At 68.9% G+C, this 26,497-nt stretch carries 24 protein-coding genes and 1 tRNA gene; 13 read left to right on the top strand and 12 right to left on the bottom strand.

The genetic code is table 11. From position 1 onward, the window contains the following. The first annotated feature begins 91 nt into the window (after positions 1-91). Both SSPN_RS0132450 and SSPN_RS0132455 read left to right on the top strand, forming a co-directional pair. A complete protein-coding gene (locus SSPN_RS0132450; RefSeq protein ID WP_010313231.1) occupies positions 92-640 on the top strand; it encodes a peptidylprolyl isomerase in 549 nt (182 codons plus the stop codon). 57 nt (positions 641-697) lie between these two features. Then, entirely contained in the window at positions 698-1,627 is a 930-nt protein-coding gene (locus SSPN_RS0132455) for a rhomboid family intramembrane serine protease (RefSeq protein WP_029535947.1), read from the top strand. A 3-nt stretch (positions 1,628-1,630) separates the two neighbouring features. Here SSPN_RS0132455 and SSPN_RS0132460 read toward each other — a convergent pair whose 3' ends face one another. Both SSPN_RS0132460 and crgA read right to left on the bottom strand, forming a co-directional pair. Beyond that, positions 1,631-2,038, bottom strand: a complete 408-nt coding sequence (locus tag SSPN_RS0132460) for a PH domain-containing protein (RefSeq protein ID WP_010313237.1) — start codon at positions 2,036-2,038, stop codon at positions 1,631-1,633. Between the two features lie 166 nt (positions 2,039-2,204). After that, positions 2,205-2,471 carry a cell division protein CrgA gene (gene crgA / locus SSPN_RS0132465; protein ID WP_010313239.1) on the bottom strand — a complete coding sequence of 89 codons (267 nt, stop codon included), beginning with the start codon at positions 2,469-2,471 and terminating at the stop codon, positions 2,205-2,207. A gap of 204 nt (positions 2,472-2,675) precedes the next feature. On the opposite strand from crgA, the gene SSPN_RS0132470 reads away from it, so the two are divergent. Beyond that, positions 2,676-3,005 (top strand): class E sortase, encoded by a 330-nt coding sequence (locus tag SSPN_RS0132470; protein WP_143539439.1) that lies wholly within the window; start codon positions 2,676-2,678, stop codon positions 3,003-3,005. A gap of 180 nt (positions 3,006-3,185) precedes the next feature. After that, positions 3,186-3,827, top strand: a complete 642-nt coding sequence (locus SSPN_RS0132475; RefSeq protein WP_010313242.1) for an aminodeoxychorismate/anthranilate synthase component II — start codon at positions 3,186-3,188, stop codon at positions 3,825-3,827. Between the two features lie 139 nt (positions 3,828-3,966). Here SSPN_RS0132475 and pknB read toward each other — a convergent pair whose 3' ends face one another. From pknB to SSPN_RS0132510, 7 genes are read right to left on the bottom strand one after another with little or no spacing between them, the layout of a single operon-like run. Next, positions 3,967-5,925 (bottom strand): Stk1 family PASTA domain-containing Ser/Thr kinase, encoded by a 1,959-nt coding sequence (gene pknB / locus SSPN_RS0132480; protein WP_010313245.1) that lies wholly within the window; start codon positions 5,923-5,925, stop codon positions 3,967-3,969. A 37-nt stretch (positions 5,926-5,962) separates the two neighbouring features. Next, entirely contained in the window at positions 5,963-7,291 is a 1,329-nt protein-coding gene (locus SSPN_RS0132485) for a serine/threonine-protein kinase (protein WP_010313247.1), read from the bottom strand. 3 nt (positions 7,292-7,294) lie between these two features. After that, positions 7,295-8,749, bottom strand: coding sequence for a peptidoglycan D,D-transpeptidase FtsI family protein (locus SSPN_RS0132490; RefSeq protein WP_010313249.1), 1,455 nt, complete (start codon positions 8,747-8,749; stop codon positions 7,295-7,297). Then, positions 8,746-10,170, bottom strand: a complete 1,425-nt coding sequence (locus SSPN_RS0132495) for an FtsW/RodA/SpoVE family cell cycle protein (protein ID WP_010313251.1) — start codon at positions 10,168-10,170, stop codon at positions 8,746-8,748. Before SSPN_RS0132495 ends, SSPN_RS0132490 begins: the two co-directional genes overlap by 4 nt. Then, positions 10,170-11,585, bottom strand: coding sequence for a PP2C family serine/threonine-protein phosphatase (locus SSPN_RS0132500; protein ID WP_010313253.1), 1,416 nt, complete (start codon positions 11,583-11,585; stop codon positions 10,170-10,172). Before SSPN_RS0132500 ends, SSPN_RS0132495 begins: the two co-directional genes overlap by 1 nt. Then, positions 11,582-12,046 carry an FHA domain-containing protein FhaB/FipA gene (locus tag SSPN_RS0132505; RefSeq protein ID WP_010313255.1) on the bottom strand — a complete coding sequence of 155 codons (465 nt, stop codon included), beginning with the start codon at positions 12,044-12,046 and terminating at the stop codon, positions 11,582-11,584. Before SSPN_RS0132505 ends, SSPN_RS0132500 begins: the two co-directional genes overlap by 4 nt. A 47-nt stretch (positions 12,047-12,093) precedes the next feature. Then, positions 12,094-13,278, bottom strand: a complete 1,185-nt coding sequence (locus SSPN_RS0132510; RefSeq protein WP_010313256.1) for an FhaA domain-containing protein — start codon at positions 13,276-13,278, stop codon at positions 12,094-12,096. A gap of 209 nt (positions 13,279-13,487) precedes the next feature. Between SSPN_RS0132510 and SSPN_RS0132515 the strand changes: the two genes are divergently transcribed. The 7 genes from SSPN_RS0132515 to SSPN_RS0132550 all read left to right on the top strand — a co-directional run bounded on the left by SSPN_RS0132515 (position 13,488) and on the right by SSPN_RS0132550 (position 18,671). Next, positions 13,488-13,570: transfer RNA gene (locus tag SSPN_RS0132515), tRNA-Leu, on the top strand. A 495-nt stretch (positions 13,571-14,065) separates the two neighbouring features. After that, positions 14,066-14,575, top strand: coding sequence for an anthrone oxygenase family protein (locus SSPN_RS0132520; protein ID WP_237710862.1), 510 nt, complete (start codon positions 14,066-14,068; stop codon positions 14,573-14,575). A gap of 38 nt (positions 14,576-14,613) precedes the next feature. Further along, positions 14,614-15,060 (top strand): HD domain-containing protein, encoded by a 447-nt coding sequence (locus tag SSPN_RS0132525; protein WP_029535949.1) that lies wholly within the window; start codon positions 14,614-14,616, stop codon positions 15,058-15,060. A 29-nt stretch (positions 15,061-15,089) separates the two neighbouring features. Further along, positions 15,090-15,857 (top strand): 3-oxoadipate enol-lactonase, encoded by a 768-nt coding sequence (gene pcaD / locus SSPN_RS0132530; protein ID WP_010313262.1) that lies wholly within the window; start codon positions 15,090-15,092, stop codon positions 15,855-15,857. 234 nt (positions 15,858-16,091) lie between these two features. Next, complete coding sequence (locus SSPN_RS0132540; protein ID WP_010313263.1) at positions 16,092-16,880, top strand: IclR family transcriptional regulator; 789 nt, start codon at positions 16,092-16,094, stop codon at positions 16,878-16,880. A 299-nt stretch (positions 16,881-17,179) separates the two neighbouring features. Beyond that, positions 17,180-17,812, top strand: a complete 633-nt coding sequence (locus SSPN_RS0132545) for a hypothetical protein (RefSeq protein WP_010313265.1) — start codon at positions 17,180-17,182, stop codon at positions 17,810-17,812. 202 nt (positions 17,813-18,014) lie between these two features. After that, positions 18,015-18,671, top strand: a complete 657-nt coding sequence (locus tag SSPN_RS0132550; RefSeq protein WP_010313266.1) for an SDR family oxidoreductase — start codon at positions 18,015-18,017, stop codon at positions 18,669-18,671. Positions 18,672-18,723: 52 nt separating this feature from the next. Here the strand turns inward: SSPN_RS0132550 and SSPN_RS0132555 are convergent, their stop codons facing one another. Continuing rightward, entirely contained in the window at positions 18,724-20,034 is a 1,311-nt protein-coding gene (locus SSPN_RS0132555) for a D-arabinono-1,4-lactone oxidase (protein ID WP_029535952.1), read from the bottom strand. A gap of 79 nt (positions 20,035-20,113) precedes the next feature. On the opposite strand from SSPN_RS0132555, the gene SSPN_RS0132560 reads away from it, so the two are divergent. Continuing rightward, positions 20,114-21,283, top strand: a complete 1,170-nt coding sequence (locus tag SSPN_RS0132560; RefSeq protein ID WP_010313270.1) for an amino acid deaminase/aldolase — start codon at positions 20,114-20,116, stop codon at positions 21,281-21,283. Here the strand turns inward: SSPN_RS0132560 and SSPN_RS0132565 are convergent. Continuing rightward, positions 21,253-21,831, bottom strand: a complete 579-nt coding sequence (locus SSPN_RS0132565; RefSeq protein WP_187764803.1) for a TetR/AcrR family transcriptional regulator — start codon at positions 21,829-21,831, stop codon at positions 21,253-21,255. The genes SSPN_RS0132560 and SSPN_RS0132565 overlap by 31 nt on opposite strands. Positions 21,832-22,465: 634 nt before the next feature. Between SSPN_RS0132565 and SSPN_RS0132570 the strand changes: the two genes are divergently transcribed. After that, positions 22,466-25,846, top strand: a complete 3,381-nt coding sequence (locus SSPN_RS0132570) for an L-tyrosine/L-tryptophan isonitrile synthase family protein (RefSeq protein WP_010313274.1) — start codon at positions 22,466-22,468, stop codon at positions 25,844-25,846. A 269-nt stretch (positions 25,847-26,115) separates the two neighbouring features. Here the strand turns inward: SSPN_RS0132570 and SSPN_RS0132575 are convergent. Beyond that, on the bottom strand, positions 26,116-26,497 hold a 382-nt coding region (locus SSPN_RS0132575), incomplete at its 5' end, for a transposase (RefSeq protein WP_148271994.1).

Here is a 26,497-nt window from a genome sequence, read left to right on the forward strand (position 1 = left end):
CCTGCGGCGTGGGCACCGCCCAGCAGGCGGCGATCAGCCCCATATTGCACCCAGACTCCGGGTTCGGCCTCTTCGATGGCAGGATGGTCTGGTGGCTGAAGACAACGGATCGCTCGTTGGGACTACGGTGACCGCGACCCTGCACACTTCGCAGGGCGACATCCGGATCAACCTGTTCCCCGACAAGGCGCCCAAGACAGTGGCCAATTTCGTGGGCCTCGCCGAAGGAACCAAGGAGTACACCGAGCCCAACGCGAAGGGCGAACGCTCCGGGCCGTTCTACGACGGGGTGATTTTCCACCGCGTCATCTCCGGCTTCATGATCCAGACCGGGGACCCGACCGGGACCGGGCGTGGTGGCCCGGGCTACAAGTTCGGCGACGAGTTCCACCCCGAGCTGCAGTTCACCAAGCCGTACTTGCTGGCGATGGCGAACGCCGGACCGAACACCAACGGCTCGCAGTTCTTCATCACGGTGGGCGCCACGGACTGGCTGAATTACAAGCACTCCATCTTCGGGGAGGTCGCTGACCAGCAGTCCCGCGACGTCATCGACTCGATCGCGAACGCCGCGACCGGTGTGGGGGACCGCCCGGTCAACGACATCATCATCGAGAAGGTCTCGATCGAACGCGGCTGAACCTCGGCCGACCAGGTTCGGTTCCGAGACAGTCCCAAGCGAAGAGCAGGTCCTGACGTGACTGTTCCGCCCGGATCCCAGCCCGGCGCGGACGGGGCTCCGCCGCAGCTGCCGACCTGTGTCCGGCACCCCGACCGCCCCACCGGGCTGCGCTGCACGCGGTGTGAGCGGCCGGCGTGTCCGGAGTGCCTGCGCAATGCTGCCGTCGGCCAGCAATGCGTCGACTGCGTCGCGCAGGGACAACGCAGCATGCGGCAACCGGTGACGGTAGCTGGCGCGCGGCTGGCCAAGAAACCCATCTTGGTCCCCGCGCTGGTGGCGATCAACGTGGTGGCCTTCGCGCTCACCGCGGTGCAGGCCGGCAGCATCGGCGGGAACTACACCTCCGCGCTGTTCGACGACTTCGCGCTGTGGCCGGTCGTGGGCGCCGGCGGGCAGTGGTGGCGCCTGATCAGTGCCGGGTTCCTGCACATCGGCCTGCTGCACCTGGCGATGAACATGATCGCGCTGTGGGTGATCGGCCGGGACCTGGAGCTTCTGCTGGGGCGGCTGCGGTTCGGCGCGGTGTACCTCCTGTCGCTGCTCGGCGGCAGCACCGCGGTGTTCATGTTCGGCGACCCGGCGCAGATGGTGGCCGGTGCGTCCGGCGCGGTGTACGGCTTGATGGGCGGCATCGCGATCGCCGCGCTGCGTTTGAAGATCAGCCTGCGGCCCGTTCTGGTGGTGATCGGGCTGAACATCGCGGCCAGCGTGCTGATCCCAGGCCTCTCGCTGCTGGGGCACCTCGGCGGGCTCGTCGTCGGTGTGCTCGCGACTGGTGCGCTCGTCTATGCGCCACGCGAACGACGGACGCTGGTCCAGGTGGGTGCGCTGACCGCGCTGCTGGTGGTCCTGATCGCCGTGCTGGTGACCCGTGATCTGCAGTTCGGCAACGTGGTGTGCATCGGGTCCGGAGCGGAAACCCGCTGCGGCCTGTTGAGGTCCTGACGCTCAGCAGCGCAGGGCGCGCAGTTCGTCCGCGACTTCCTGCGGGTCGGCGCCGAGGTCGAGCCTGGTCAGCACGACTAGCTCCGGCTCGGCATCGAGTTCGAGCGCCTGCACGGTGCGGCCGAACCGGCGGTCGTGCCGGACCCGGATCGTCACCGCAGGCCAGGGCCAGTGCCGAGGGCCGCGCAAGCCCCGCACCGTGACACCGTCGAGGTCCGCGCGCAGCCGTGGTCGGCAGATGCTGCCGTGCGCGGCGGTGGCGGCCAGCGCCAGCACGAGCACGCCGATGAACAGCCGGTCGACGGGGCTCTCCGCGAGCAGCCACCACGCCGCGGCCGCGGCGGCGAGCGCCCATCCGCAGGTGATCAGCCCGACGGGCGTCGACCACTGCCGAGATCCGCTCTCATCCACCGTTATCCACCTGCTACCGATGAGTTATCCACAGGAGTTATCCCCACTGGGGATTAGTTACACCTGTGTTGTTCGCTGACCGAACGTCAAAAGGTCGACGAGATGAGTGAGGTCCGAAGGATTGACCCCTTCGGACCTCGACCACATTCCGCTTACGTGCTAAGGGTCAGCGCCAGCGCATCGTCATCAGCAGGCCGATGATCATGAACGCGAACCCGACGGCGAAGTTCCATCCGCCCAGGTCGCTCATGAACGGGATCTTGTCGCTGGCGATGTAGTTGATCACCAGCCAGAGCAGGCCGATCACCATCATCGCCAACATCACGATGACGTAGATCGGGTGCGATGGGCCGACCGCCTTCGCCTTCACCGGCGTGCGGCGATCGGTCACCGGGGTGGGGGCGTCCTTCTTGCGGACCTTGGACTTCGGCATGGTGTCCTCGCCAGGTGGTGCGGCATCGTGCGCCGCGTGCTCGGGCGGTGGCCGCACCCCGGGCGTCAGCGCGCCGAGGCGCGCGCAACTTCTCGCGGTGCAGCTCGTTTTCCAGCTACCACGTTAACGTAATCACAACGTTGATCTACCCCGTGGTCCAGGCCGTAACAAGAGCGGACCCTCACGGCTTCGCCGGAGCTGGTGGTGGTCCTGCCACCGGACCGCCGGCCAGGTCGGCTGCGCACGTTGCTGCACGTGCTGGGCGAGCTGTTGATCACTGCGGAGCTCGTGCTGCTGTTCGTTTTCTACTCGGTGTGGGTCACCGACTGGTTCACCACGCGAAATCAGGCCGAGGCCAGCGACCAACTGCAAGTCCAGTGGCAGCACCGCCGCCGGTCGAGGCACCGCCCGCGCCGGAAGCCGGGGGCGGATTCGCGCCCGCTGCACATCCCGGCGTTGGGGCTGGCCTTCCGGTTCGCCGAGTTGTGGAGGGCACCGACCCGAAGACGCTGGCCGCCGGGTTCTCGCTGGTGAAGCCGATGCTGCCGTTCAACGACGTCACCACCAGGTGAAAAACTCCATCCCTTTTGAAGCGCCGAAGGCGCTTGGACCACGCTCGAAGCCCGCACCCCGCGGGTTCTCAAGCGGCGTCTGAGGTTCCGCTACCTGCAACGAGCCTGGAAACACGTTTTGCGCTCCGCGTAGTCTGGCGGGGTGCGCGTACTCGTCGTCGACAACTACGACAGCTTCGTCTACAACCTCGTGCAGTACCTCGCTCAGCTGGGCGCGGACTGCGTCGTGCGCCGCAACGACGTCGTCACCGACGACGACGTTGCCGCCGCCGACGGTGTTCTGCTCAGCCCCGGTCCCGGTACGCCGGACCGCGCGGGCCGCACGATGGAGTTGATCGAGCGCTGCGCCGCGGAGCGCAGGCCGGTGTTCGGCGTGTGCCTCGGGCACCAGGCCGTCGGTGCGGTGTGGGGCGGGATCGTCGAGCGGGCGCCGGAGCTGCTGCACGGCAAGGTCAGCGAGATCCACCACTCCGGGACCGGGGTGTTCGCCGGACTGCCAGCGCCGTTCATCGCGACGCGCTACCACTCGTTGATCGTCCGCGCGGACACCATCCCGGACGACTTCGAGATCACCGCGCGGACCGCGTCCGGCATCGTGATGGGCATGCGGCACCGGGAGCTGCCGGTGGAGAGCGTCCAGTTCCACCCCGAGTCGGTGCTCACCGACGGCGGCCACCGGATGCTGGCGAACTGGATGGCCTCGGCCGGTTACCCGGTGGACGAGCACCTGGTCGCCGAGCTCGAACTCGGCATGCGCAAGGTCGCCGCCGCCGCAAAGCGCTGAGCCGGAACGGTTGAAGGGCACCTCTGACCGGCCAAATCGGTCAGAGGTGCCCTCCTTCAGGCATAACTAGATGCGGTGATGTGTGCGGGGCACCCGCGACCCGGTTGTTCGGTCACGGGTGCCCCGCACACAGAACAGGTCAGCGGAACGGCGGGAAGAGGGAGCCATTTGAGGGTGGACTGGTGGTCGGGTTGCTGTTGCTGTAGTTGCCCACCATCAGCGTCACCGCCTGGTTCTTGCCCAGCTTCTGCCCGCTGCTCGGCGACGAGCCGACCACCTTGCCGTCCTGGCTCTTGTCCGAGGTCGGCTGGTTGACCTCGTTTATCTCGCCGTCCCAGCCGCGGGACCGCAGGGCGTCCTCGGCTTGGCTGGGCGACATGCCCAGCAGCGACGGCATGGTGATCTGCTGGCCGTTGGAGACCACCAGGGTGATCTCGGTGTTCGGCCGTGCCTTGCTACCGCCAGACGGGCTCTGGTCGAGCACGGTGCCCGGTGCCTGGTCGGAGTCGCGGTCCTGCCTGCTGACCTTGAACCCGGCACCCTCCAGGTAGGCCTTCGCGGTGTCGTAGGGCATGCCGCGCACGTCCTTGATCTCGACCGTCGGGATCGCCTTACCCACCGTCACCGAAATCGTGGTGCCCTGGGTGACGGACTGGCCCTTCTTGTCCCAGTCGATGATCTTGTCGACCTGCTTGGGGTCGCTGGTCTCCTCGTAGGACGGCGTCAGCCCCAGCTTGAGTCCGGCCTCCTCCAACTTCTGCGATGCCTCGGCGATGGACAGCCCGCTCAGGTCCGGCACCTGCACGCTCGCCGGCCCGGTGCCGGAGCAAAGCTCGATCTTCTGGGTCTCCTTGGCCACCGCCACGCCCGGCGCCGGCTTCTGGCTGACGACCTTGTCGATGTTGTCGACGCTGGACGGGGACACACACCAGGCGAGCTTCCACCCACGGGCGTCGGCCTCGGCCTGGGCCGAGGCCCGGGTCATGCTGACGAAGTTCGGCGGGACCTCAGTCTTCGGCGAGCTGTTGAAGATCCAGGTCGCCAGCCAGGCGACGAGCGCGAACACGATCACGCAGGCCGTGGTGACCAGCGCGATGGTCCGGTGCTTGCGCTTCTTGCGCTCCCGCTCGACATCGGCTTCGTCCGGCTCCCGGTCGACCGACCGGTGACGGCCGGGCGGCAGCATCTCGGTCGCCGAGGCCTGCGAGAGCATCGCCGTCCGCTCGTCCTCGGACATGATCATCGGCGCCTTCGGGCGCTGCCCGGAGAGCACCCGCACCAGGTCGGCCCGCATCTCCGCGGCCGACTGGTAGCGGTTGGCCGGGTTCTTGCTCAACGCCTTGAGCACCACGGCGTCCAGCGAGGCCGGCGTCGTCGGATTGACGTCGGAGGGCTTGCGCGGCTCCTCCCGAACGTGCTGGTAGGCGACCGCGACCGGCGAGTCGCCGGTGAACGGCGGCTCCCCGGTGAGCAGCTCGAACAGCACGCAGCCGGAGGCGTAGACGTCGCTTCGCGCGTCCACCGCCTCGCCACGCGCCTGTTCTGGCGAGAGGTACTGCGCGGTCCCGATCACCGCCGCTGTCTGCGTCACCGCAGCCTGCCCGTCGGCCAGCGCCCGCGCGATGCCGAAGTCCATCACCTTCACGGCGCCGCCGCGGGTGATCATGATGTTGGCGGGCTTGACGTCCCGATGTATGATCCCGTGCCGGTGGCTGAAGTCCAGCGCAGCCGACGCGTCCGCCATGACCTCCATAGCCCGGCGCGGCGACAGCGGGCCCTCGGTCTTGACGATGTCGCGCAGCGTCCGGCCGTCGACGTACTCCATCACGATGTACGGCAGCGGCCCGCTCTCGGATTCCGTCTCGCCGGTGTCGTATACGGCCACGATGGCCGGGTGGTTCAGCGCGGCGGCATTCTGCGCCTCGCGGCGGAACCGCAGCTGGAACGTGGGGTCGCGGGCGAGGTCGGCGCGCAGGATCTTCACCGCCACGTCGCGACTCAGCCGGGTGTCGCGGCCGCGGTGCACCTCGGACATACCGCCGTAGCCGAGAGTCTCACCGAGCTCGTAGCGGTTGGACAGAAGTCGAGGTGAACTCATCGAAGTGTCGTTCCGATCCTTGTCAACGATCGTCCCATCATGCCGATTCGCCCTGTGCGGCCGGTGCCAGCAGGACGACCGGCGGCGGTCCCCCGAATTCCGTGTCAGGCCAACTCGCGGGGTCCGCCCCGATCAAGGGCGTGCGCTGTAGCGAAGTCTGGCCCAAAGCAGTTGCCGAATCCAGGTTGTGAGATGTCACATGGCCGGATCCGACCAATCCCTGGTCCCGGTTGACCACCCAGTAAGTGGCCACACCGACAGCGACCAGCAAGGCTACCGCGAGCACCGCGACGAGCACCCAGACGATGACCTTGTTCGTGCGCGGCGAGGACGGCACCTGCTGCGGTGCCAGCTGTGCGGCAGGCACCTGTGGGGCCGGTGCCTGCGGCGGGATCAGCCCAGGCGGGTACGTGTTGCCCATCGGCGGCAGTTGCCCGGGCATCTGGTGCACCCCGGTGCTCGTCGGCACGGCGACGTTCAGCTGCTGCCGCTGCTGCGGCATGACCAGCGAGGACGGGGTGGGCAGCGGCATGCCTGCGCGCACGGCGGCGACGGCGTGGGCGAACTCGCCGCCGTCGGCGTAGCGGCGTCGCGGGTCCTTCGCCAGCGTCGCCTCGATCAGCGCCCGCACCCCCGGCGGCACGTCCGGCGGCAGCGGCGGCGGGATCTCCCGGATGTGCATCATCGCGACCGTGACCGCGTTCTCGGACAGGAACGGGCGGTGGCCCATCAGGCACTCGTAGCCGACCACGGCCAGCGAGTACACGTCGCTGGACGGCGTCGCGTCGTCGCCGAGGGCTTGTTCCGGCGCGATGTAGTGCGCGGTGCCCATCACCATTCCCGAGCGGGTCACCGGTGCCGCGTCGGCTGCCTTCGCGATGCCGAAGTCGGTCAGCTTCACCTTGCCCTCGGGCGTGATCAGGATGTTGCCCGGCTTGACGTCCCGGTGCACCAGGCCCCGCTCGTGCGCGGCCTGCAACGCCCGACCGGCCTGCTCCAGCATGTCCAGCGTGTGGTCGGTGTTGATGCGGCGCTCGCGGGCCAGGATCGCTGCCAGTGGCTCGCCCTCGACCAGCTCCATCACCAGGTACGCGGTGTCCTCCGGGCCGTCCGGGATGGCTGCGGTCTCGCCGTAGTCGTGCACCGCGGCGATGCCCGGGTGGTTCAGCGACGCGGTCGTCCGCGCCTCGGTGCGGAAGCGGTGCAGGAACTCGGCGTCACCGCACAGTTCCGCCTTGAGCACCTTTATGGCGACGGTCCGGTCCAGCCGGACGTCCACCGCCTGCCAGACCTCGCCCATCCCGCCGACGGCGATGCGCTGGCCGAGCCGGTACCGGTCGGCGAGTAACTGGCCGGAGGTCAGCACGGGTCAGCCACCCCCCTGCAGACCGGCCCGGATGACCTCCCGGCCGATCGGGGCGGCGATCGAGCCACCCGTGGCCTCCGTGCCCTCGTCACCACCGTTCTCCACGATCACCGCCACCGCGATGGTCGGGTTCTCCGCTGGCGCGAACGCGACGTACCAACCGTGCGGCTGGTCCTTGGCGTCGCCGTGCTGGGCGGTACCGGTCTTCGAGGCGATCTCGATGCCGGAGATCTTGCCGCCGCCCTTGGTGTTCTTCTCCGACTGGATCATCATGTCGCGGATCATCCGCGCGATGTCCGGCGAGACGGCCTGGTTCATCTCCTCCGACTGGAAGGAGCTCAGCTCCGCCATGTCCGGCGACCGGGTCGCCTCGACCAGCTGCGGCTTCATCAGCTTGCCGTCGTTGGCGATGGCCGCGGCCATCATCGCGTTCTGCAGCGGCGTCACCCGCACGTCGCGCTGGCCGATCCCGCTCTGGTAAAGCGACGGGGCGTCGGCCATCGGACCCAGGTCCGACTTGGCGACGTTCATCGGGATCGCCAGGTCCTGCCCGAAGCCGAACGCGGCGGCGGTCTCCCGCATCTTCTCCGGGCCGACCTCACCGGCGATCTTGGCGAACGCGGTGTTGCACGAGTGTGCCAGTGCCTGCGTCAGGGTGTTGCCCGCGCAGGTCTTCGTGCCGTAGTTCGGCAGCTGCGTGTTGGTGCCGGGCAGCGTGATCGACGCAGCCGCTTCCACTTGGCTGTTCGGGGTGTACCCGTTCTTCAGCGCGGCGGCGGCGGTGATCAGCTTGAACGTCGAGCCCGGCGGGTAGATCTCGGAGACCGCCCGGTTGGCCATCGGCGCATCCGAGTTGTCGTTGAGCTTCTCCCACTCCGCCGCGGCGTCGTTGTTGTTCGTGGTGGCCAGCACGTTCGGGTCGTACGAGGGCGCATTGACCATCGCCAGGACCTTGCCGGTCTTCGGGTCGAGCGCCACCACGGAGCCGTGGAAGCCCTGCTTGGTCAGCTGCTCGTAGGCCACCTGCTGGATCGCCGGTTTGATGGTCAGCTCGACGCTGCCACCGCGCGGCTTGTTACCGGTGATCATGTCGGAGAGCCGGCCGAAGGCCAAGCTGTCGTCGGTGCCGTTGAGGATCTTGTCCTCGGCGCGCTCGACCCCGTTGGAGCCGTAGAAGAACGAGTAGAACCCGGTGACCGGGGCGTACATCGGCCCGTTCGGGTAGGTGCGCTGGAACGCGTAGCGGTCGTGCTCGATGGGCATCGAGCTCGCCAGCGACTGGCCGCCGGCGATGATCTGCCCGCGCTCCCGCGAGTTCTCCTCGTACTTGATCCGCACGTTGCGGGCGTCGTCGTTGAGCTCGTCGGCCTTGATTACCTGGACGTACGTCGCGTTGCCCATCAGCAGCACGATCATCGCCATCATGGCCAGCGCCACCCGGCGCAACGGCTTGTTCATCGGGGACGCTCCACCAACTCCGTATGTGCCTCCGCGATCGGCGCCTGCTTCGGCTTCGGCTTCGCTGGCGCCTGCGGACGGCGGGCCGCGTCGGAGACCCGCAGCAGCAGCGCGACCAACATGTAGTTGGCCAGCATCGAGGAACCACCGGCGGCCAGGAACGGAGCCGTCAGACCGGTCATCGGGATCAGCCCGGTGACACCGCCGGCGACCACGAACAGCTGCAGCGCCATCGTGAACGACAGACCGCCAGCGAACAGCTTGCCGAAGGAGTCGCGCACCGCGAGGGCGCTGCGCAGCCCGCGCATCATCAGCATCAGGTACACCGTGAGCAGGGCCATCAGCCCGACCAGGCCGAGTTCCTCGCCCAGCGCCGGGATGATGAAGTCGCTGAAGGCCAGCGGGGTGATCTGCGGCATGCCGCCACCCAAACCGGAGCCGCCGATGCCGCCGTGCGCCATCCCGAACAGGCCGGTGCGCAGCTGGTAGCCGGGGTCCCACTCACCATCGGGCACCCGCACCATCGGGTCCAGCCAGGTGTTCACCCGGTCCTGGACGTGGTCGAACAGGTTGAACGCGATGATGCAGCCGACGGCGAACATCGACAGGCCCAGGAACACCCACACCGCACGTTCGGTGGCGATGTAGATCATCACCAGCACGATGCCGAAGAACAGCAGCGACGTGCCCAGGTCCTTCTCCAGCACGACGATGCCGATGGACAGGGCCCAAGCGGCGATGACCGGCATCAGGTCTCGCGGCCGCGGCCAGTCGATGCCGAGGAACCGCTTGCCCGCGGTGGTGAACAGCTCCCGCTTGGACACCAGGAACGAGGCGAAGAAGATCAGCAGCAGGATCTTCGCGAACTCGTTGGGCTGGATGGACACGAAGCCCAGGTTGATCCACAGCTTGGAGCCGTTGACCTCGGAGATGCTCGACGGCAGCAGGCCGGGCAGCGCCAGCAGCGCCAGCCCGACGAAACCGCAGGTGTAGCCGTACTGGGCCAGCGTCCGGTGGTCCTTGATGAACACCAGCACCAGGATGAACAGCACCACGCCGGCCGTGGTGAAGACGATCTGCTTCGCGGTGAACGGGTAGCCCACCGCCTCGGCGAGGTCGAGCCGGTGCAGCATGACCAGCCCGAGCCCGTTGATCAAGGACACCAGCGGCAGGACCAACGGGTCGGCGTACGGGGCCCACCGGCGGACGCCGAGGTGCGCCGCGCCGAAGAGCACCAGGAACGCCAAGCCGTAGAAGAACAGCTCCCGGGTAATGGTCTGTTCCTGGGAGACCTCCACCACGATCAGCGCGAACGTGACGATCACTGCCGAGCAAACCAGCATGAACAGCTCGGTGCCCCGCCGAGTGTCGACTCGGGGGGCCCCGCTGGCAGCTCCGGTCGTAACGGCCGGTTGCGCCATCAACTCACCATCCGGCAGGTCACGCCCGGCTGCTGCTCCTCCGTCTGCAGCGGGGTGGCGTCCGACGGCTGCTCAGGCTGCTGGCCCTGAAACGGCGGCCGCGACGGCTGCTGGCCAGCCGGGGGCTGCTGTGCCGGGGGCTGTTGCGCCGGAGGCTGCTGTGCCGGCGGCGGCTCGGGCTTCTGGCATTCCGGCAGCAGCGCGGTCATCCGGAGCCGCCGCATCGCGTCGCGGGCCTCCTGCAGCCCGTTGACCTCGGCGATGCCGTTGCGGACGTCCGGCCGCTGCGCTTCCTGGAGGTCGACCACCTTGACCGGGGTACAGTCCGGCGCTGAGTCCGGCGGACAGGACGTTTCGACCTGCCAATTCAACGAGACACCGAGCACGCTGCCCTGCACTCCCTGGAAGATCACCACCTCATCGGCGCGGTTCGCGCCGATGTAGTACTGGTTGAGCACCCACCAACGCCCAACCAGCGCAATTCCGGCCAGCACGATGAGCACGCCGCACGTCACCAGCAGCGAACGCAGCCAGCGGCGCTTGCGCGGCTGCTCCGGTGGAGGTGAGGTGGGCTCGAAACGCTGCGGCTGCGGCCGCGGCATGGTCACCGCGGATGCGCGTGCCGCAGACGAATCGGGTTGCGGATGCTCATCGCCATTTCCCGCCGCGCCCCCGACGATCGGGGCGTCGTCGCCGAACTCGACGTCGACGACGTCGGCGATGATCACGGTGACGTTGTCCGGACCACCGCCCTTGAGGGCGAGCTCGATCATCCGGTCCGCGCACTGCTGCGGATCCGGGATGCGCAGCGCTTCCGCCATCGTCTCCGTGCTCACCGGGCCGGTCAGGCCGTCCGAGCAGAGCAGGTAGCGGTCGCCGGCCCGGGCTTCCCGGATCGCCAGGCTCGGTTCCACCTCGTGGCCGGTCAACGCGTGCAGCAGCAGCGAGCGCTGCGGGTGGTTGGCGGCCTCCTCCTCGGTGATCCGGCCTTCGTCGATCAGCGACTGCACGAAGGTGTCGTCGTGGGTTATCTGGGTCAGTTCGCCGTCGCGGACCAGATAGGCCCGGGAGTCGCCGATGTGCACCAAGCCCAGTTTGCTGCCTGCGAACAGCACAGCGGTGAGCGTGGTGCCCATCCCCTCCAGGTCCGGGTCGTTGGCCACCAGCTCGGCGATCGCGCCGTTGCCGGCCAGCACCGCACCGCGGAGCTGCCCGAGCAGGTCGTCGCTCGGCTCGTCGTCGTCCAACGGCGCCAACGCCGCGATGACGACCTTGCTGGCGACCTCACCGGCGGCATGTCCACCCATGCCGTCCGCGAGGGCGAGTAGTCGTGGGCCGGCATAGACCGAGTCCTGGTTGTTGGAGCGCACCAGGCCGCGGTCGCTGCGGGCTGCGTAGTGAAGGACGAGGGTCATGAGCGCAGCTCGATCACCGTCTTGCCGATTCTGATCGGAACGCCGAGCGGGACCTTGGTCGGCCCCGTGACCTTCGCCCGATCGAGGTATGTGCCGTTTGTGGAGCCTAGATCCTCCACGTACCAATCGGAGCCTCGAAGCGACAATCTCGCGTGTCGTGTCGACGCGTAGTCGTCGTCGAGTACCAACGTGGAGTCATCGGCACGACCGATCAGGATCGGTCGGCCGTCCAGGGAGATGCGTGTGCCGGCGAGAGCGCCGTGCGTTACCACCATCTGGCGGGGCACCTTGCTCTTGCCCCGGGACTGCTTGCCCGGTAGCCGACTCGCACCTGGCATCGGGACCCGCATCCCGGACGCCGAGTAAAGATCCGAGCGAACCACGCGAAGCGCAGCCAGCACGAACAACCAGAGCAGGGCGAGAAACCCTGCTCTGGTCAGCTGAATCACCAGCTCTGGCACTTGTTGTGAACGCTCCTACTCGTGTCTGGACGCGGGGTTCCGCGGTCTCAGGCCTGCTGAGCGCGGAAGACCAGGGACGAGTGGCCCACCCTGATCACGTCGCCGTCTGCCAACTGCCAAGTCTGCACCGGCGTGCCGTTCACCGTGGTGCCATTGGTCGAACCGAGATCGGCCAACATCGCGCTCTGGCCGTCCCAGGTGATCTCGATGTGCTTGCGCGAGACCCCGGTGTCCGGCAGGCGGAACTGACCCTCCTGACCCCGGCCGATGATGTTCGAGCCGTGTTGCAGCGTGTACGACCGGTTCGAACCGTCGTCGAGGTGCAGCGTCGCGGTCATCTGCGCGCGCGGGCCACCCCCGGCGAAGCCGCCGCTCTGCGGGAAGGCACCGCCGGGCTGCTGGCCGTAGCCCTGGTCGGGGAAGCCACCGGACTGCGGGTACGCCCCGCCCGGCTGTTGACCGTAGCCCTGGTCGTAACCGGCGGGCTGGCCGTAACCACCCTGGTCGTAACCGGCTTGCTGCGGCTGCTGGCCGTAACCCTGGTCGTAGCCGCCCGGATGTTGACCGTAGCCCTGGTCGTAACCGGCGGGCTGGCCGTAACCCTGGTCGTAGCCGGCGGCAGGCTGGCCGTAGCCGCCCTGGTCGTAACCCGGCGGCTGCTGGCCGTAACCGCCCTGGTCGTAACCAGGTTGCTGCGGCTGCTGGCCGTAGCCGTAGTTGGGGTCTTGGCCTTGGCCGTAACCCTGCTCGTGGCCGTACTGCCCCTGCTGGTTGTACGGATCTCCCTGGGGGTAGTGGCCTGGTGGCTGGCTCATGGGTCGGTCTCCTGCGGTACGCGGTTGTGCCGGCCGTCGAGTCACGTCGGGGTCGACGGTCGAGCTGATTCGAAACTGTCCCGTGTGCAGCGTCTCAGAGCGCTCCAGGGAGACTACGACGTCACCATATGTGTCCCACCCCTGCTCGGTGAGATGCTCCTGAACGCAGTCGGCGAGGAGGTCGGTCACCCGGGCCTCATCGTCGGTGAGCCGATCGTGATCGGACGGGCTCAGTTGCACAACGTAATGGTTGCAAGCGAGCAACCGTCCCCCGGCGAGCTCCCGGACCTGCAGCTCGGCTTCCCGCTGCAGAGCCTGGGCGACCTCCTGGGGAACGACCTTTCCGCCGAAAACGCGCGCAAAGCCGTTACCAACGATGCCTTCGAGTCGGCGCTCAAAGCGCTGCACGAGGCCCACGGCAAAATCCCTTCACGCGTACGACTCCTGGCGACCATCGTATCTGGGCCAACGGGCCGAGACACCGCCCTGTTCCCAACTCGTCCAACCCCCCGCCGAACCCCCTCGTCAGCCGTGCTAATCTTCTCTCGCCAACAGGGCAGCGGACGCGAAAGCGCCCCCGATGCCAAGGGTCGGAAGACAGCAGGATAAGCTTCCAGCCAAGCCACGGGCGAGTGGCGGAATGGCAGACGCGCACGGTTCAGGTCCGTGTGTCCGAAAGGACGTGAGGGTTCAACTCCCTCCTCGCCCACGTACGTTCGTAAGAGGGCCCCCGCGAAGCATGAGCCGGGGGCCCTCTTCTTATTTCCATACGGGGCCAAGCCCCCGTAGACCACGGTGCGATCGTCGCTTCTCTCGCGCTCCTTGCCTTCTCGGGCGTTCGCCGACTGCTCACCGACCAGCCTCCGTTCATTCCCCCTGGTCTTGCTGGTGGGCGGGTGGGTTGTGTGGCCCTGTTTTCCCTGGTCTGGTTGGTTGTTGCTGGGGGCGTGCTTTCGCTGGGCTGGGCCTGTTGGCCGGTTGTGGTTTGTGTCTCTGATTCGGGGCGTTCTACCTACTCCGGCTGGGGTTCTGCCGGGGCTCTTGGGGGCTTGTGAGTTATATCCCGTCATTCCTGGGTCTTTGGTTGTGGCGAAGGTCGCCTTCGGCGTTCGGGGTCGGCTGTTCCTCGGGTTCTCTTCAGCGGACAGCGAACAGGTTTGGTTGCGGTTTGGGTGTTTTCGGGGTTTCGGCTGGGTAGATGTGCTTGGTTTCGCCTGCCGTGCGGATCTCGTGGGAGGGCTGGCTGGTGGTCGTCGCTGTCTTGGTCGCCGGTGTTGTCGCCGCCGGGTTGATGGCGGGGTTGTTCGCCGGGTTCGCGTACGCCGTCATGCCCGGGCTTCGGGGCGTTGCGGACCGGGCCTTCGTCGATGTGATGCAGCGCATCAATGTGGCCATCGTCAACTGGTTGTTCTTGGCGCTGTTCCTCGGCGGGTTGCTGGTCAGCGGGTTGGGCGCCGCGCTGCTGTGGTTCGGCGGTGGTGCTGGCTCCGGGTGGAGCGCTGCCGGGTTCTTGCTCTACCTGGCGATGTTCGTCGTCACCGCTGCCGTGAACGTGCCGTTGAACAACGAGCTCGCCGCCGGGGAAGGTGCCGACCCCGCCGCTCTGCGCGCTCGGTTCGAGGTGCGTTGGGTGCGGTGGAATCTGGTTCGGGCGTTCGCTGCTACCGGTTCCTTCGGTTGTCTCCTGGCGGCGTTGGTCGTCGAGGTGCTCTGACCCGGCCCTCGGTGGTCGCGGGGTTGTACGGTTTCGTCGTGGGTGGTCGGGTTCTGGGGATTGAAGAGGTTGCTTCTCTTGCCGCTCGGGCTCATGGTGGGCAGGTCGACAAGGCTGGTCGGCCCTACGTCGAGCACTTGGCCGCCGTTGCCGCCGGGGTGCGGGCCAGGGGTGGGAGCGAGGCCCAGGTCGCCGCTGCTTGGTTGCACGATGCCGTTGAGGACGGGGCTGTTTCCGAGGCTTGGTTGTCGGGGGCGCCGCTCCCGTCGGAGACCAAGGACATCGTGCTGGCCGTGACAAGGCGGGCCGGTGAAGAACCCGCCGACTACGCCGCCCGGATCTTGGGGACGCCGGGCGCGCTGCTGGTGAAAGAGGCCGACCTGGCGCACAACGCCGACCCCGCACGGTTGGCCGTGCTGGACGAGGCGACGCGGGAGAGGCTGACCAGGAAGTACGCGCGGATGCGCGCACTGCTGGGACTGTGAGCCGGTCGGCCGATGACGGAGGGTTTCCCGTGACCAGGTGGGAACAACTCGGCTTGGAGTGGCAGGAGACTGGGCATGCCGACGCTCCTGTCCTGGTGCTGTCCAACGCCCTCGGTTGCACCTGGGAGATGTGGGAACCGCAGCTCGACGCCCTCAACAGCGCTTACCACGTGCTCCGGTACAACCAGCGTGGGCACGGCCGATCGCCAGTGCTGCCCGGCCCGTACACCCTGGCCGACCTCGGCGCGGACGTGCTCGCGCTGCTGGACTACCTGGAGGTTCCGCGGGCCTCGTTCATGGGCTCCTCGCTCGGCGGGATGATCGGGTTGTGGCTGGGGGCGCATGCCGGCGAGCGAATCGAAGGGTTGACCGTCTGCTGCAGTTCCGCCTGGTTGGGGCAGGAGCAGGTCGAGCTCGACCGGGCCGCCACGGCTCGTGAGCACGGGACCAACGAGTTGGTCTCGCCGACCATCGAGCGCTGGTTCACACCGCACTTCCGCGAGTGGCACGCCGAAACCGCCATCTACTCCGCGATGATCGCCAGCACCGACGACGAGGCGTACGCGCTGTGTTCGGAGCTGACCGGCCGCGTTGACCTGCGAGCCGACCTGCCCACCATCACCGCGCCGACACTGGTCGTCGCCGGGGCCGACGATCCCGCCACGCCGCCGGAGCACAGTGCCGCGATCGTCGACGGAATCGGCGCCAACGCCCGGCTGGAAGTTCTGCCGCACGCCGCCCATCTGGCCAACGTCGAGCAGGCGGAGGCGTTCACCGCGCTCCTCGGGCTCGACTGAGCCGGATTTAGTGATCACCACCACTTTTCGCCGCGGGATTGCGAACGGGGCTGCCGCCCCCGACAGATCAGACCTCGATGATCGGCTTCTCGGTCTTGGCGACAGCCGCGGACTGTGCTGGGCTTGAGCCATCGTTCGGGTGAACACTGGAGTCGGTGCGGGCGGAATCGGAGTCCGCTCGGGCCGGGCGACCGGGGATCCCGCGGTCTCGGACCGCGTGCACGGGAGGAAGCGATGGCGGGCAACAGCCGGGATCCTGGCCGGTCGGTCACTGCGCGAGCGCTCAGCGTCCTCACCGCCTTCGACATCGAACACGTCCGGCTCACCCTCACCGCCATCGCCCGCCGCGCGGAGATCCCGCTGGCCACCGCGCACCGGCTGGTCCGCGAGCTGGAGATGTGGGGTGCCCTGGAGCGCGACGGCGAAGGCCGCTACGCGATCGGCCTGCGGCTGTGGGAGATCGGGCTGCTGGCCCCGGTGAACAGCCGACTCCGCGAGATCGCCCTGCCTCTCATGCAGGACCTGTGCCAGAGCACGCACGACAACGTCCACCTCGCGGTGCGCGACGGGATGGAGGTCGTGTACGTCGAGAAGCTCACCACGCCGCGCGCCGTGCCGATCACCTCACGCATCGGCGGCCGCCTGCCGCTGCACTCGACCAGCGTCGGCAAGGTGCTCCTGGCGCACGCCCCGAGCGTGGTGATGCACCAGTACTGCGAGCGCGGGCTGTCCCGGTTCACCGTGTACACCATCACCGAACCCGGTCGCCTGGGGCGCGAGCTGCAGACCGTGCGCAGTCGCGGCTTCGCGCAGGCCAACGAGGAGATGACGCTCGGGAACTGCTCCGTCGCGGTGCCGGTGCATGACGCCAACGGAGTAGTCGTCGCGGCGCTCGGGGTAGTGGCGCACAGCGTTCGCGCCGAGGTCTCGAAGATAGTGAAGCCGCTGCTGCCTGCCGCGGAAGCGATCCACCAGCGGCTCGTCGAGCAGGATCGGGCCAACCTCGACCTGCTGTCGCACTGACGTCCCGCCCGCCGCCCGGCGGGCGGTCGTTTTGCGGAGGTGGCGAAATTCGGTTCTGCTGGTTGGGGAAACCTGAACGCCACGTGCCGTACCGGTTCACCTGAATGGCCGCATCGCTGGGCTGAAGTCCCGATGTCATTCATCGACCAGTCACCGACCGATGCCCGCCGCCGGTCGCAGGAACCCCTGTTGAGCAGCGCAAAACCAGCTCCGAGCTGTTTAAGTCAGCAGTGGCCCCGTTGTCGGTGGCCGCGGAGTGCAAGCGCAGTGCATGAGGGAGGCGGAACGCCGTGACCGGAATGCCGGGACGTGCCTGGACCGAGGACGAGCTCCGAGCCTGCTCGACGACGCAGCTCCGGTCCCCGCTGGGGCTCGCAGCCTCAATGGGTCGGCTCGCCCAGCGGACGGTGGACACGTTGGGGTGGGCGGGCAGCGTGCTGCCGCCCGTGAAGCTGCTCGGTCGGCAGATCATCGCGACCGCCGAGCTACTCCCCGACGCGCATGCCGAGCGGCTGTGCTTCGGCAGCGGGCCGGTGCTGGACCGAGCCGAGATCGCCACCTGGGTGTGGCCCGAGATGGACGGGCGGGTGCCGCCGCCCGCAGCCCGGATCACCGGTGTGCTCGCCCCGGCCCGGCACTGGCGCAGCGCGTTGACCGCCGCGGTGCCGTTCGCCCGGTTCGTCAGTTCCGCGATCGTGGTGCCGCGCAACGTCGCCGTGGCCCCCGACTTCGCCGCCACCTGCCTGATCCGCGCCCGCCAGTTCGGCATTGCGGTGCTCAGCGCCAACGGCGACGACGTGCAGGTGGAACTGGTCGGGCGGTGTTTCGACGACGCTCCGCCGGTGGAGCACACCGCGGTGTCCCGCTGGGTGAACGAGGTCGTCTACCAGCAGCTGCTCGCGACGGAGGCCCCCGCCCCATCCCGCAACTGACCCACGAGCCAGCCCCTGGGGCCTGGTCGTGAGTGCGTAGTCGGGCGCGCCACTCGATTACGCACTCACGACCGATGGCTTGGCAGCCGCGCCACCGGGGAGCGCGCAGACGCGGCCCGCCCCAGTTGTCCACAGGATGTGGCTAGTTGTCCACAGGCTAGGCGGGCGGCCTGGAAACGCGGGTTGTCCTACGTTGGATGGCATGCGAATCGTGATTGCCGGCGCCCACGGGAAGATCGCGCGACACCTGGGGGCGATGCTCGTCGAGCGCGGCGTTGCAGTGCTCGGACTGATCCGGAACCCGGACCACGCCGAGGACCTCCGCGCCGACGGCGTCGAGCCGCAGCTGGCCGATCTGGAGCAGGTCGACGCCGCCCAGCTCGCCGCCCTGCTGTCCGGTGTGGACGCTGCTGTGTTCGCCGCCGGAGCCGGTCCCGGAAGTGGCGCGCCACGCAAGGACACTGTGGACCGCGCCGCCTCGGCACTGCTCGCGGACGCGTCCGAGAGGGCGGGGATTCGTCGTTTCCTGCAAGTGAGTTCGATGGGTACGACGCGGCCGAACCCGCCCGATGTGGACCCGGTGTTCGGCGCGTACCTGGACGCCAAGCGGGCTGCCGAGGAGGACTTGCGGTCGCGGGATCTGGACTGGACGATCCTGCGGCCGGGGAGGCTGACCGACGACCAGCCCACCGGTCGCGTGACGCTGGCCGAGTCGGTCGGCCGGGCGGAGGTGACCCGCGCCGACGTCGCCGCCGTGCTGCTCGCCCTGCTCGACGAGCCGGCCGCGTCCCGGCGAGCCCTGGAGCTCGTCAACGGCGAAATCCCGATCTCCGAAGCCCTCCGCGTAGCGCTGGTCTGACGGCCGGGATTTCGGCGGAGAGCGACACGCCGTTTTCCACCGAAATCGTGAGTTATCCACAGGGGCCGAGGACACGATCGAGGTACGGGTTGCGGAAGACACCGTCGGGGTCGACCTCGGCGCGCACCCGGCGGAAGTCGTCGAAGCGCGAGTAGCGCTCGCGCAGCGACGAGGCGTCGAGGCGGTGCATCTTGCCCCAGTGCGGTCGCCCGCCCGCCGCGCCGACGATGTCCTCGAAGGCGTCGAACCAGCGCCGGTGCGGCATCCCCTGGAACTGGTGGATCGCGATGTAGGCCGACGGACGCTGGTAGGCGGTCGACAGCCACACGTCGTCGGCCGCCGCGACCCGCACCTCCACCGGGAACATCACCGGGTCGGCGAGCCGCCCGACCGCGGCGCGCAGCTCGGTGAGCGCGTCGCGCAGCGTCTCCCGTGGCACGGCGTACTCGGATTCTACGAACCGGACTTTCCGCTGCGTCGTGAAGACCCGGTGCGAACGATCGCTGTACGAACGCGCGGACCAGGTCGAGGCGCAGAGCCGGTTGAGCGGTCGTACCGACGCGGGGAACGCGCGCCCCAGTCGGCAGATCGTGCCGAACAGCCGGTTCTCCACCACCTCGTACTCCAGGAAGTGCCGGAGCGGGTGCAGCGGCCGCGGTGAGTCCTCGGCGGGGAGCCGGTTGTTCCGCTTGACCAGCGTGTTCGAGGCGTGCGGGAACCAGTAGAACTCGACGTGGTCGTTGTCGGTGGTGAGCTGGTCGAAGCGGTCCAGCACGTCATCCAGGCGGGCGGGTCGTTCGTCGGCGACCAGCGCGAACGCAGGCACGCAGCGCAACGTCACCGTCGTGATCACCCCGAGCGCGCCCAGCCCGACACGGGCGGCGGCGAACAGCTCCGGGTTCTCCTCGGCGGAGCAGCGCCGCTCGGTGCCGTCCGCGAGCAGCATTTCCAGTTCCTCGACCTGCGTCGCCAGCCCGCCCAGACCGGCGCCGGTGCCGTGGGTGCCGGTGGAGATCGCCCCGGCGATGGTCTGCCGGTCGATGTCGCCGAGGTTCGCCATCGCCAGGCCGAGCCCGTCGAGCTCGGCGTTGAGCCGGTTCAGGGGCGTGCCGGCGCGCACCTTGACCAGCCCGCTGTGCGGGTCCGCCTGCACGATCCCGGACCAGTGCGAGAGGTCCAGGGCGCAGCCGGTGTTGGGCGAGCCGATGCCGGAAAACGAGTGGCCGGTGCCCAGCGGGCGGACTGTGCCGCCGTCGCGCGCTGCGGCGCGGATCGTCGCAGCGGCCTCCTCGGTGTCGCGCGGCGCCACCAGGGCGCTGGGTGTGGCGGTGGCAGTGCCCGCCCAGTTGGTCCAACGCTGCATCGCCAACCCTCCTTCGGGTATCGTCGCGGTGAAATTATGTGAATGAGATTCACATAACAAGGGTTTTCGGCCTACTGTTATGGCCGTGCGCCGGTTCGAAGAGATCACCAGGGAGCTCGACCCGCCCTTCGCGGTGGCCGACCTCGACGCGTTCGACAGCAACGCGGCAGACCTGGCGCGCCGTGCCGCCGGGCGGCCCATCCGGGTGGCCACCAAGTCCGTGCGCTGCCGTGACCTCCTGCAACGGGTGCTGTGCACCCCAGGCTTCGCCGGGCTGATGTGCTACACCCTGGCCGAAGCGCTCTGGCTGCACCGCGAAGGCCTGAGCGACGACATCCTCGTCGCCTACCCGACCGCAGACCGCTCGGCGCTGCGCGAGCTCGCGGCCGACCCGGTGGCCGCCGCGTCGATCGCGCTCATGGTCGACTCCGTCGACCACCTCGACCTCATCGACGCCGCCACCTGCTCCGACCGGCCCGAGATCCGGCTCTGCCTCGAAGTCGACGCGTCCTGGCGGCCGCTGCCCGGCCTGCACGTCGGCACCCGCCGCTCCCCGGTGCACACCGCCGCGCAGGCCCGGCGGCTCGCCGAATCCGTGGTGCGCCGCAAGGCTTTTCACCTGGTCGGGCTGATGGCGTACGAAGGCCAGATCGCCGGACTCGGCGACGCGCCGTCCGGCCGGCCGCTGAAGGCCGCCGCGCTGCGTTGGATGCAGCGCCGTTCGGCCGCCGAACTGGCCGAACGCCGGGCCGCGGTGGTGCGGGCGGTGCGAGCGCTGGCGCCGCTGGAGTACGTCAACGGCGGTGGCACCGGCAGCTTGGAGGGCACCGCCGCGGAACGCGCCGTCACCGAGGTGGCCGCCGGCTCCGGGCTGATCGGCCCGACGCTGTTCGATGGCTACCGCGCCTTCGGCCCCCGACCGGCTGTCCTCTACGCACTGCCCGTCGTGCACCGCCCCGCCGCGCGCATCGCGACGGTGTTCGGCGGTGGCTACCTCGCTTCCGGCCCGCCCGGCGCGGACCGGGTGCCGACGCCGCACTGGCCGGCTGGCCTCCAGCTGCTCGCGACCGAGGGCGCCGGCGAGGTGCAGACGCCCGTGGTCGGCGACGCGGCCCGGCGGCTCCGGCTCGGCGACCGTGTCTGGTTCCGGCACGCCAAGGAGCGGTTCACCCACTACCACCTGGTGGCGGCCGACCGGCTGACCGGCACCGCGCCGACCTACCGGGGCGAGGGCAAGTCCTTCGGCTGATCTGCGGGCATCCGGTTCGACAGGTAGCCGCGCACCAGTTCCTTCGCCTCCGCGACGAGCGTGGGCTCCCCGGCAGGGTCACGCCGGAACGCCAGGTGCAGCACCGCGTCCGCTGCCTCGACCGCGACCGCCAGCGGAAGCAGCAGGTCCGCCGGGGCGAGCCCGAACTCCTCGCCGATCAGCCCGGTGAGCTTCTCGGCGATCACTGCGTTGTTGTCCTTGCTGGGGTCCAGCAGCCGCAGGTCGACCACGTCGCCGAAGTGCAGCCGGCTGAACGCGGGGACTTCGCGGTGCATCGTCAGGTAGACGTCGAAGACCGCGTCCACCGCGTCCCACCAGTGCTCCAGCTCCAGCTGGTCGAAACGCGCTGACACGGTGCGCACGAAGCGGTCGAGATTGCGCAGCGTTAGTTCCTGGACGACGGCGCGCTTGTCGGGGAAGAACTGGTAGAGCGATCCGACCGCCACGCCGGCGCGCTCGGCGATGAGAGTGGTTGTTAACCCGTCATAGCCCACCTCGTCGATCAGCTCGGCACACGCCGAGAGCATCTTCTCCACACGTTGTGCACTGCGCTGCTGGACCGGCTTTCGGCGCAGCGGGGCTACTTCGGCAGGCAAGGCAACTCCTTGATCAAGTTCTAACTGACCATCTTGCCGACCACGACCATGATTCTCTTTCAGGGGACGGAGCCCTGGGAGATGGTGCCGAGCTCGACTCGGCGGTCTGGTTCACCGACGTGGGGCGAGGGTTTCGCCTGGCGCCGGCGATGTCCACAGTTTCCCGGCCCGCGGGCGGTGTTGCGCTCCGGACATGCCGGGGACGGTATCAGTCGATCGGGTGATTTCTCTGTTGACGCCTTGACCGAACCCCGGTGTCTGGTCATTTGGGGGTTCCGAGGCGCGGCTCTGACCTGCGGCTCCGGTCGCGTTACATCGTTGTCATATGCATTGAGTCATGTTGTCAGCGCGCAAGGTCGCTATCTAGTGTGATCCGAGTCGTCATTCTCAGTGACAGAAGGATCATCGTGGGTTACTGCCCGGCCGCCCCTCGTTTTCCCGCCGTGCCTCGTGCTGTGCTTTCCAGGTGGACATCGACCGGGGGAACAAACGGGTGCTGTGGTGCCCGTGCCGCCGGCTTCCATGTCTGCTCGGCTCCCACGCGCGCGAAGCTCACCGCAGCCCTGTGACCGCGCGGCTGGCCCCGGAGCTCGCGGCCCCGGCGGAGCCGCCCCGCACGGCCGCGGCGGACGCCCCGCCCGCCCCCGGCCTGTGGCACCCGTTGACCATCGCGGACGCGAACGCAATGCTCTCCGACGGCGGCTACGGCCTGCGAGTCGAGCGGTCAGCGCAGGGCGCGCTGCGGCTCAGCGGCTTCGGTGCCGGTGCCGGGTTGCCGCTGGGCGCCGCACCGAACTGGTCCGATCTCTACCGCGCCCTGGTCCGGTTGCGCCGCACCCGCCGCGTCTTCGACCCGGCCTGGCTGCACCGGCTGACCCGGTCGCTGGCCTCGGACGTCAACACCGGCGGATCGGTCCCGCTGCCCGCCGACCGCGTCGACCTGCTGACCTCGGAACGGCGGCAGCTCGCCGAGGACTGCCTCGCCGCGGTGCTAGGCCCGAACCGCAGCGTGCCGTTCCCTGCGGAGCGGATCATCGTCAGTGGTCCGGCGCGCATCGTTGAGCTGCGAGCCGTCGGATCCCGCGAGCGTGCCCAGCGTCAGCTCCGCGGCTGGGAACGGATTTCGTCCATTGTGGAATCCGACCCCGACCTGCGGATGCACTGCGCCACCCAGCCGGTGCCGGCCGCCGTGGTGGACACCGCCACCGGTTCGGCCGCCCTGACCCGCATCGCCGAGCCCGCGCCGGCGCATCCCACGCACCCGGGCGGCACCATCGCGGCCGACCTGGCCACGCTGCTGCACCCGGCCGGCGACGGCGCGCCGGGACTGCTGCGCGTGGTGCTGGACAACCGCTTCGAGCGGCGCGAGGACGAACTCGACTACTTCCTAGAGCACTTCGTCCGTCCGCTGCTGCGGACCTTCCGGCTGGCCCTCGACTCGCACGGGGTCGGGCTGTTCGCGCTGGGCGGGGCCGAGGTCGCCTTCGAGCTCTCGCCGGAAATGCAGGCCACCGGCCGGATCGTGGTGACCGACTACCTGCGGGTGAGTCACGAGCCGACCCGGGCCGAGGTCGCGGCGGGAGCGCGTGCGCTGGTCGAGACCCTCGACGAGCTCGGCGCCGGGTTCAGCCGACTCGATTCCGGGCGGCGGGAGAGCCGGGTGCGACGGGCCGTCAACCGGGTGATCGCTGAGGAACTGCGCTTCCTGGCACCGAGCACCGCGGAACTGCTCTCCGGCGAGCAACCGCTGCAGTGCTACGTCCACACCGTGCCGGAAACCCAGGACGCGGTGCTGAAATCGGTGCTGGACCGGGTCCAGCAGCGCACCCGGCAACGCCGCTGGGACGACCGGTTGCCGCAGCCGGCCGTCGTGATCGACGTGGACCTGTGCGGACTCGTGCCACTGCAGCGGATCCTGGACGCCGCGCGGTCGGTCTCGGGCCCCCGCCCTGGTGCGCCGGACGGCATCCTGGAGCTGGCCGGCCCCGGCACGCTGCCGGTGCTGCCGACCCACACCGCTGCTACCTGGTGGAACTTCGTGGAGCTCAGCGGCCTGCGCGACCGCTACCCGTCGGTGGACTGGGACGAGGTGCGTGCCGACTTCACGCGCGCTTTCCTGGCCAGGCCGCGGGAAAGGCTGCGCACCGACAGCGCGAATGCCGGGCTCGCCCGGTTCGTTTGGGACGTGCAGGACGCCGGCGGGCGGGTGGTGTTCTGCACCGGGCGTCGCGAGCGGTTCCGCGAGCACACCGAGGAGGCGCTCGCCGCCGGCGGAGTGCTGGACGCGACGCTGTTGTGCCTGCCCGAGGACGGCGGGTGCCCGCGTTCCGAGCTGAATGTGGAGAAGCTCCGAGAACTCGGCGACGTCGACGTCGTGGCGGTCTTCGACGACGAACTGGCGAACCGCATCGCAGTGACCAAGGAGTTCGGCGGGGCGATCCCGGTCGCCGTCGAGATCCCCGGCCTGGCCGCCGAACGCCTACCGGACCAGCCGGTGGCCGACACCGCGGCCGTGATCGCCACCTTCGAGACCACGCCCCGCCTCGGGGCGCGCAGCGGTCCCCGTCTGTCCAACACGCATTCGCTGGAAGAGCTGCAGATCGGCGCACTGCGCAAGAACCGCTTGGCGCAGCAGTGGGCGGTGCACCTCACCGAGCAAGAATCGCGGTCCATTGTGGATTCGGTGCTCGCCGACGTGGACCGGGCGGCGGCGCGGACCGGGCGCCGCGCGGTCGCGAAGTTCGGCATCGACGAGCGCAGCGAGCCGGAGCAGGTCCTGGCGGCGGTGCACCACGTTTTTACCCGCAAGCAGTTCATCAAGGGATCGCGGTCCAACTACCAGCCGGCTGACCTGCGGCGGGACGCCGAACCGTTCGTGCGCCGAGGCGAACCCATCGAGGTGGTGCTGCTCGGTTTCCCGGTCAAGCAGTGCCTGAACCGGCTGAAGGCGGGCGGCCCGCTGCCGGACTTCGCCGAACTCGGCGCGATGGCGCGGCTGCGGGAGCTCCAGCGGGTGGTCAGCGCGGTGCATGCGCCCGGCCTGCACTTCAACATCCTCACCGACGGCAGGCACTTCCGCAGTCGGCCGCACGCGATCACCGACGCCTACCAGCGGAAGCTGCGCGAGTACATCGACCTGGTCGGCATCGGCGACCGGACCAACGTCGAGGAGATCGACGAGGTCGCGGAGCGGCGGCTGGGCCCCGGGCTCCCGGCCGTGCGCGCCACCCGGATCGCCGGTTACCGGCGACTGCTCGCCGACTCGTTGCGGCACTTCGACATCACCGACAACCCGCTGCGGACCCTGGAGCAGGTGCACTCGCGCACCGCCACGATGGACGAGTTCGCGCCGCACGTCATCGGGCTGTTCCGGGAAATCCTGATGTCGCTGGTGTATTCGGTGCCGGTCGCGGTGCCGCCCGGGACGGACCGGTTGGAGTGGTCCACCGCGGTCTACGCGGACATCTACAACGTGACCGACCAGAGCGTGCCGGGCGACGTGCGGCAGGCACGGTGCGCGGTGCTTCGCCGGGCGTGGCACACGGTGCTCCGCTACATGGCGACGATGCAGGCGGACGAGGAGTTCGGCTACGAGCGGATGTTCCCGAACCGCGTGCGGCTGACCCTCAGCGCAGTCCGCAAGGGCTGCCTCGGGTTCACCTACCTCGGCGGATCGGGCCTGCTGCCCTGGCAGGGCACCGGCGTGCTCGACACCCGCGGCCACGTGGCGGTCGACTTCGCGATCTCGCTGCTGGACCAGGGATTCGTGCCGGTGTACTCGCCGCTGCTCGGCTCCCGCCAACCGTGGCTGATGGTGCCGGCGCAGCACACCCACCTGGCGGAAGCCCCGGGTGTCGCGGTACCGGCCCAAAGAGGAGCGGCAACACCACCGGGAATCCGCCTGGACCAGGACTTCGCAACCAGAGCCCGCCTCCGCCGGAAGTAGCCCTCCCACAGCTCACCCCGTGAGTGCTTTTCGGTGCTGCGGAGACTGTTTGGGAACTTGGTCCTGCCTGGAGGTTCCGGTGGCAGCCCAAGCGGGAGCGGTCCGGTTCTGCCTGCCAACCAGTGTGAAGCGAACGGCCTGTTCACGTCGGTAGGTGGCACGAACGGTCCGTTCACTCCAGGCACCTTGATACAGATACCGGGCTGTTGGTGTGAAGCGAACGGCCTGTTCGCTTCGATAGGTGGCACGAACGGATGCTCCTATAGATGTCAAGCGGCGGGTGCAAGGTCGTTTTGGGTGACTTGTGTGGTGGTCAGGGCGTGGTAGACCTCGCGGGCGACGAATCGTTTGAGGCAGCGCATGATCTCTTTCTTCGAGAGTCCTTCCTTGGTGCGGCGTTGGACGTAGGCGCGGGTGCGTTCGTCGTGGCGCATGCGGACCAGGACGATGGTGTGCAGGGCGTTGTTGGCGGCGCGGTCGCCGCCGCGGTTGAGGCGGTGGCGGTGGGTGCGGCCGGAGGACGCGGGGATCGGTGCGGCCGCGGTCAGGTGCGCGAACGCTGCTTCGGAGCGCATGCGTTCGGGGTTGTCCCCGGCGGAGGTCAGCAGCTGGCCGGCGGTTTCGGGGCCGACGCCGAACAGCTCCAGCAGT

The sequence above is a fragment of the Saccharopolyspora spinosa NRRL 18395 genome (assembly GCF_000194155.1).
Classification (GTDB): Bacteria; Actinomycetota; Actinomycetes; order Mycobacteriales; family Pseudonocardiaceae; genus Saccharopolyspora; species Saccharopolyspora spinosa.

Coding starts and splice junctions, on each gene's coding strand:
- crgA (WP_010313239.1), bottom strand. CDS start 2,471: ATGCCGAAGTCCAAGGTCCGCAAGAAGGACGCCCCCACCCCGGTGACC.
- pknB (WP_010313245.1), bottom strand. CDS start 5,925: ATGAGTTCACCTCGACTTCTGTCCAACCGCTACGAGCTCGGTGAGACT.
- SSPN_RS0132490 (WP_010313249.1), bottom strand. CDS start 8,749: ATGAACAAGCCGTTGCGCCGGGTGGCGCTGGCCATGATGGCGATGATC.
- SSPN_RS0132495 (WP_010313251.1), bottom strand. CDS start 10,170: ATGGCGCAACCGGCCGTTACGACCGGAGCTGCCAGCGGGGCCCCCCGA.
- SSPN_RS0132500 (WP_010313253.1), bottom strand. CDS start 11,585: ATGACCCTCGTCCTTCACTACGCAGCCCGCAGCGACCGCGGCCTGGTG.
- SSPN_RS0132540 (WP_010313263.1), top strand. CDS start 16,092: ATGGCGGGCAACAGCCGGGATCCTGGCCGGTCGGTCACTGCGCGAGCG.
- SSPN_RS0132545 (WP_010313265.1), top strand. CDS start 17,180: ATGCCGGGACGTGCCTGGACCGAGGACGAGCTCCGAGCCTGCTCGACG.
- SSPN_RS0132550 (WP_010313266.1), top strand. CDS start 18,015: ATGCGAATCGTGATTGCCGGCGCCCACGGGAAGATCGCGCGACACCTG.
- SSPN_RS0132555 (WP_029535952.1), bottom strand. CDS start 20,034: ATGCAGCGTTGGACCAACTGGGCGGGCACTGCCACCGCCACACCCAGC.
- SSPN_RS0132560 (WP_010313270.1), top strand. CDS start 20,114: ATGGCCGTGCGCCGGTTCGAAGAGATCACCAGGGAGCTCGACCCGCCC.
- SSPN_RS0132565 (WP_187764803.1), bottom strand. CDS start 21,831: ATGCTCTCGGCGTGTGCCGAGCTGATCGACGAGGTGGGCTATGACGGG.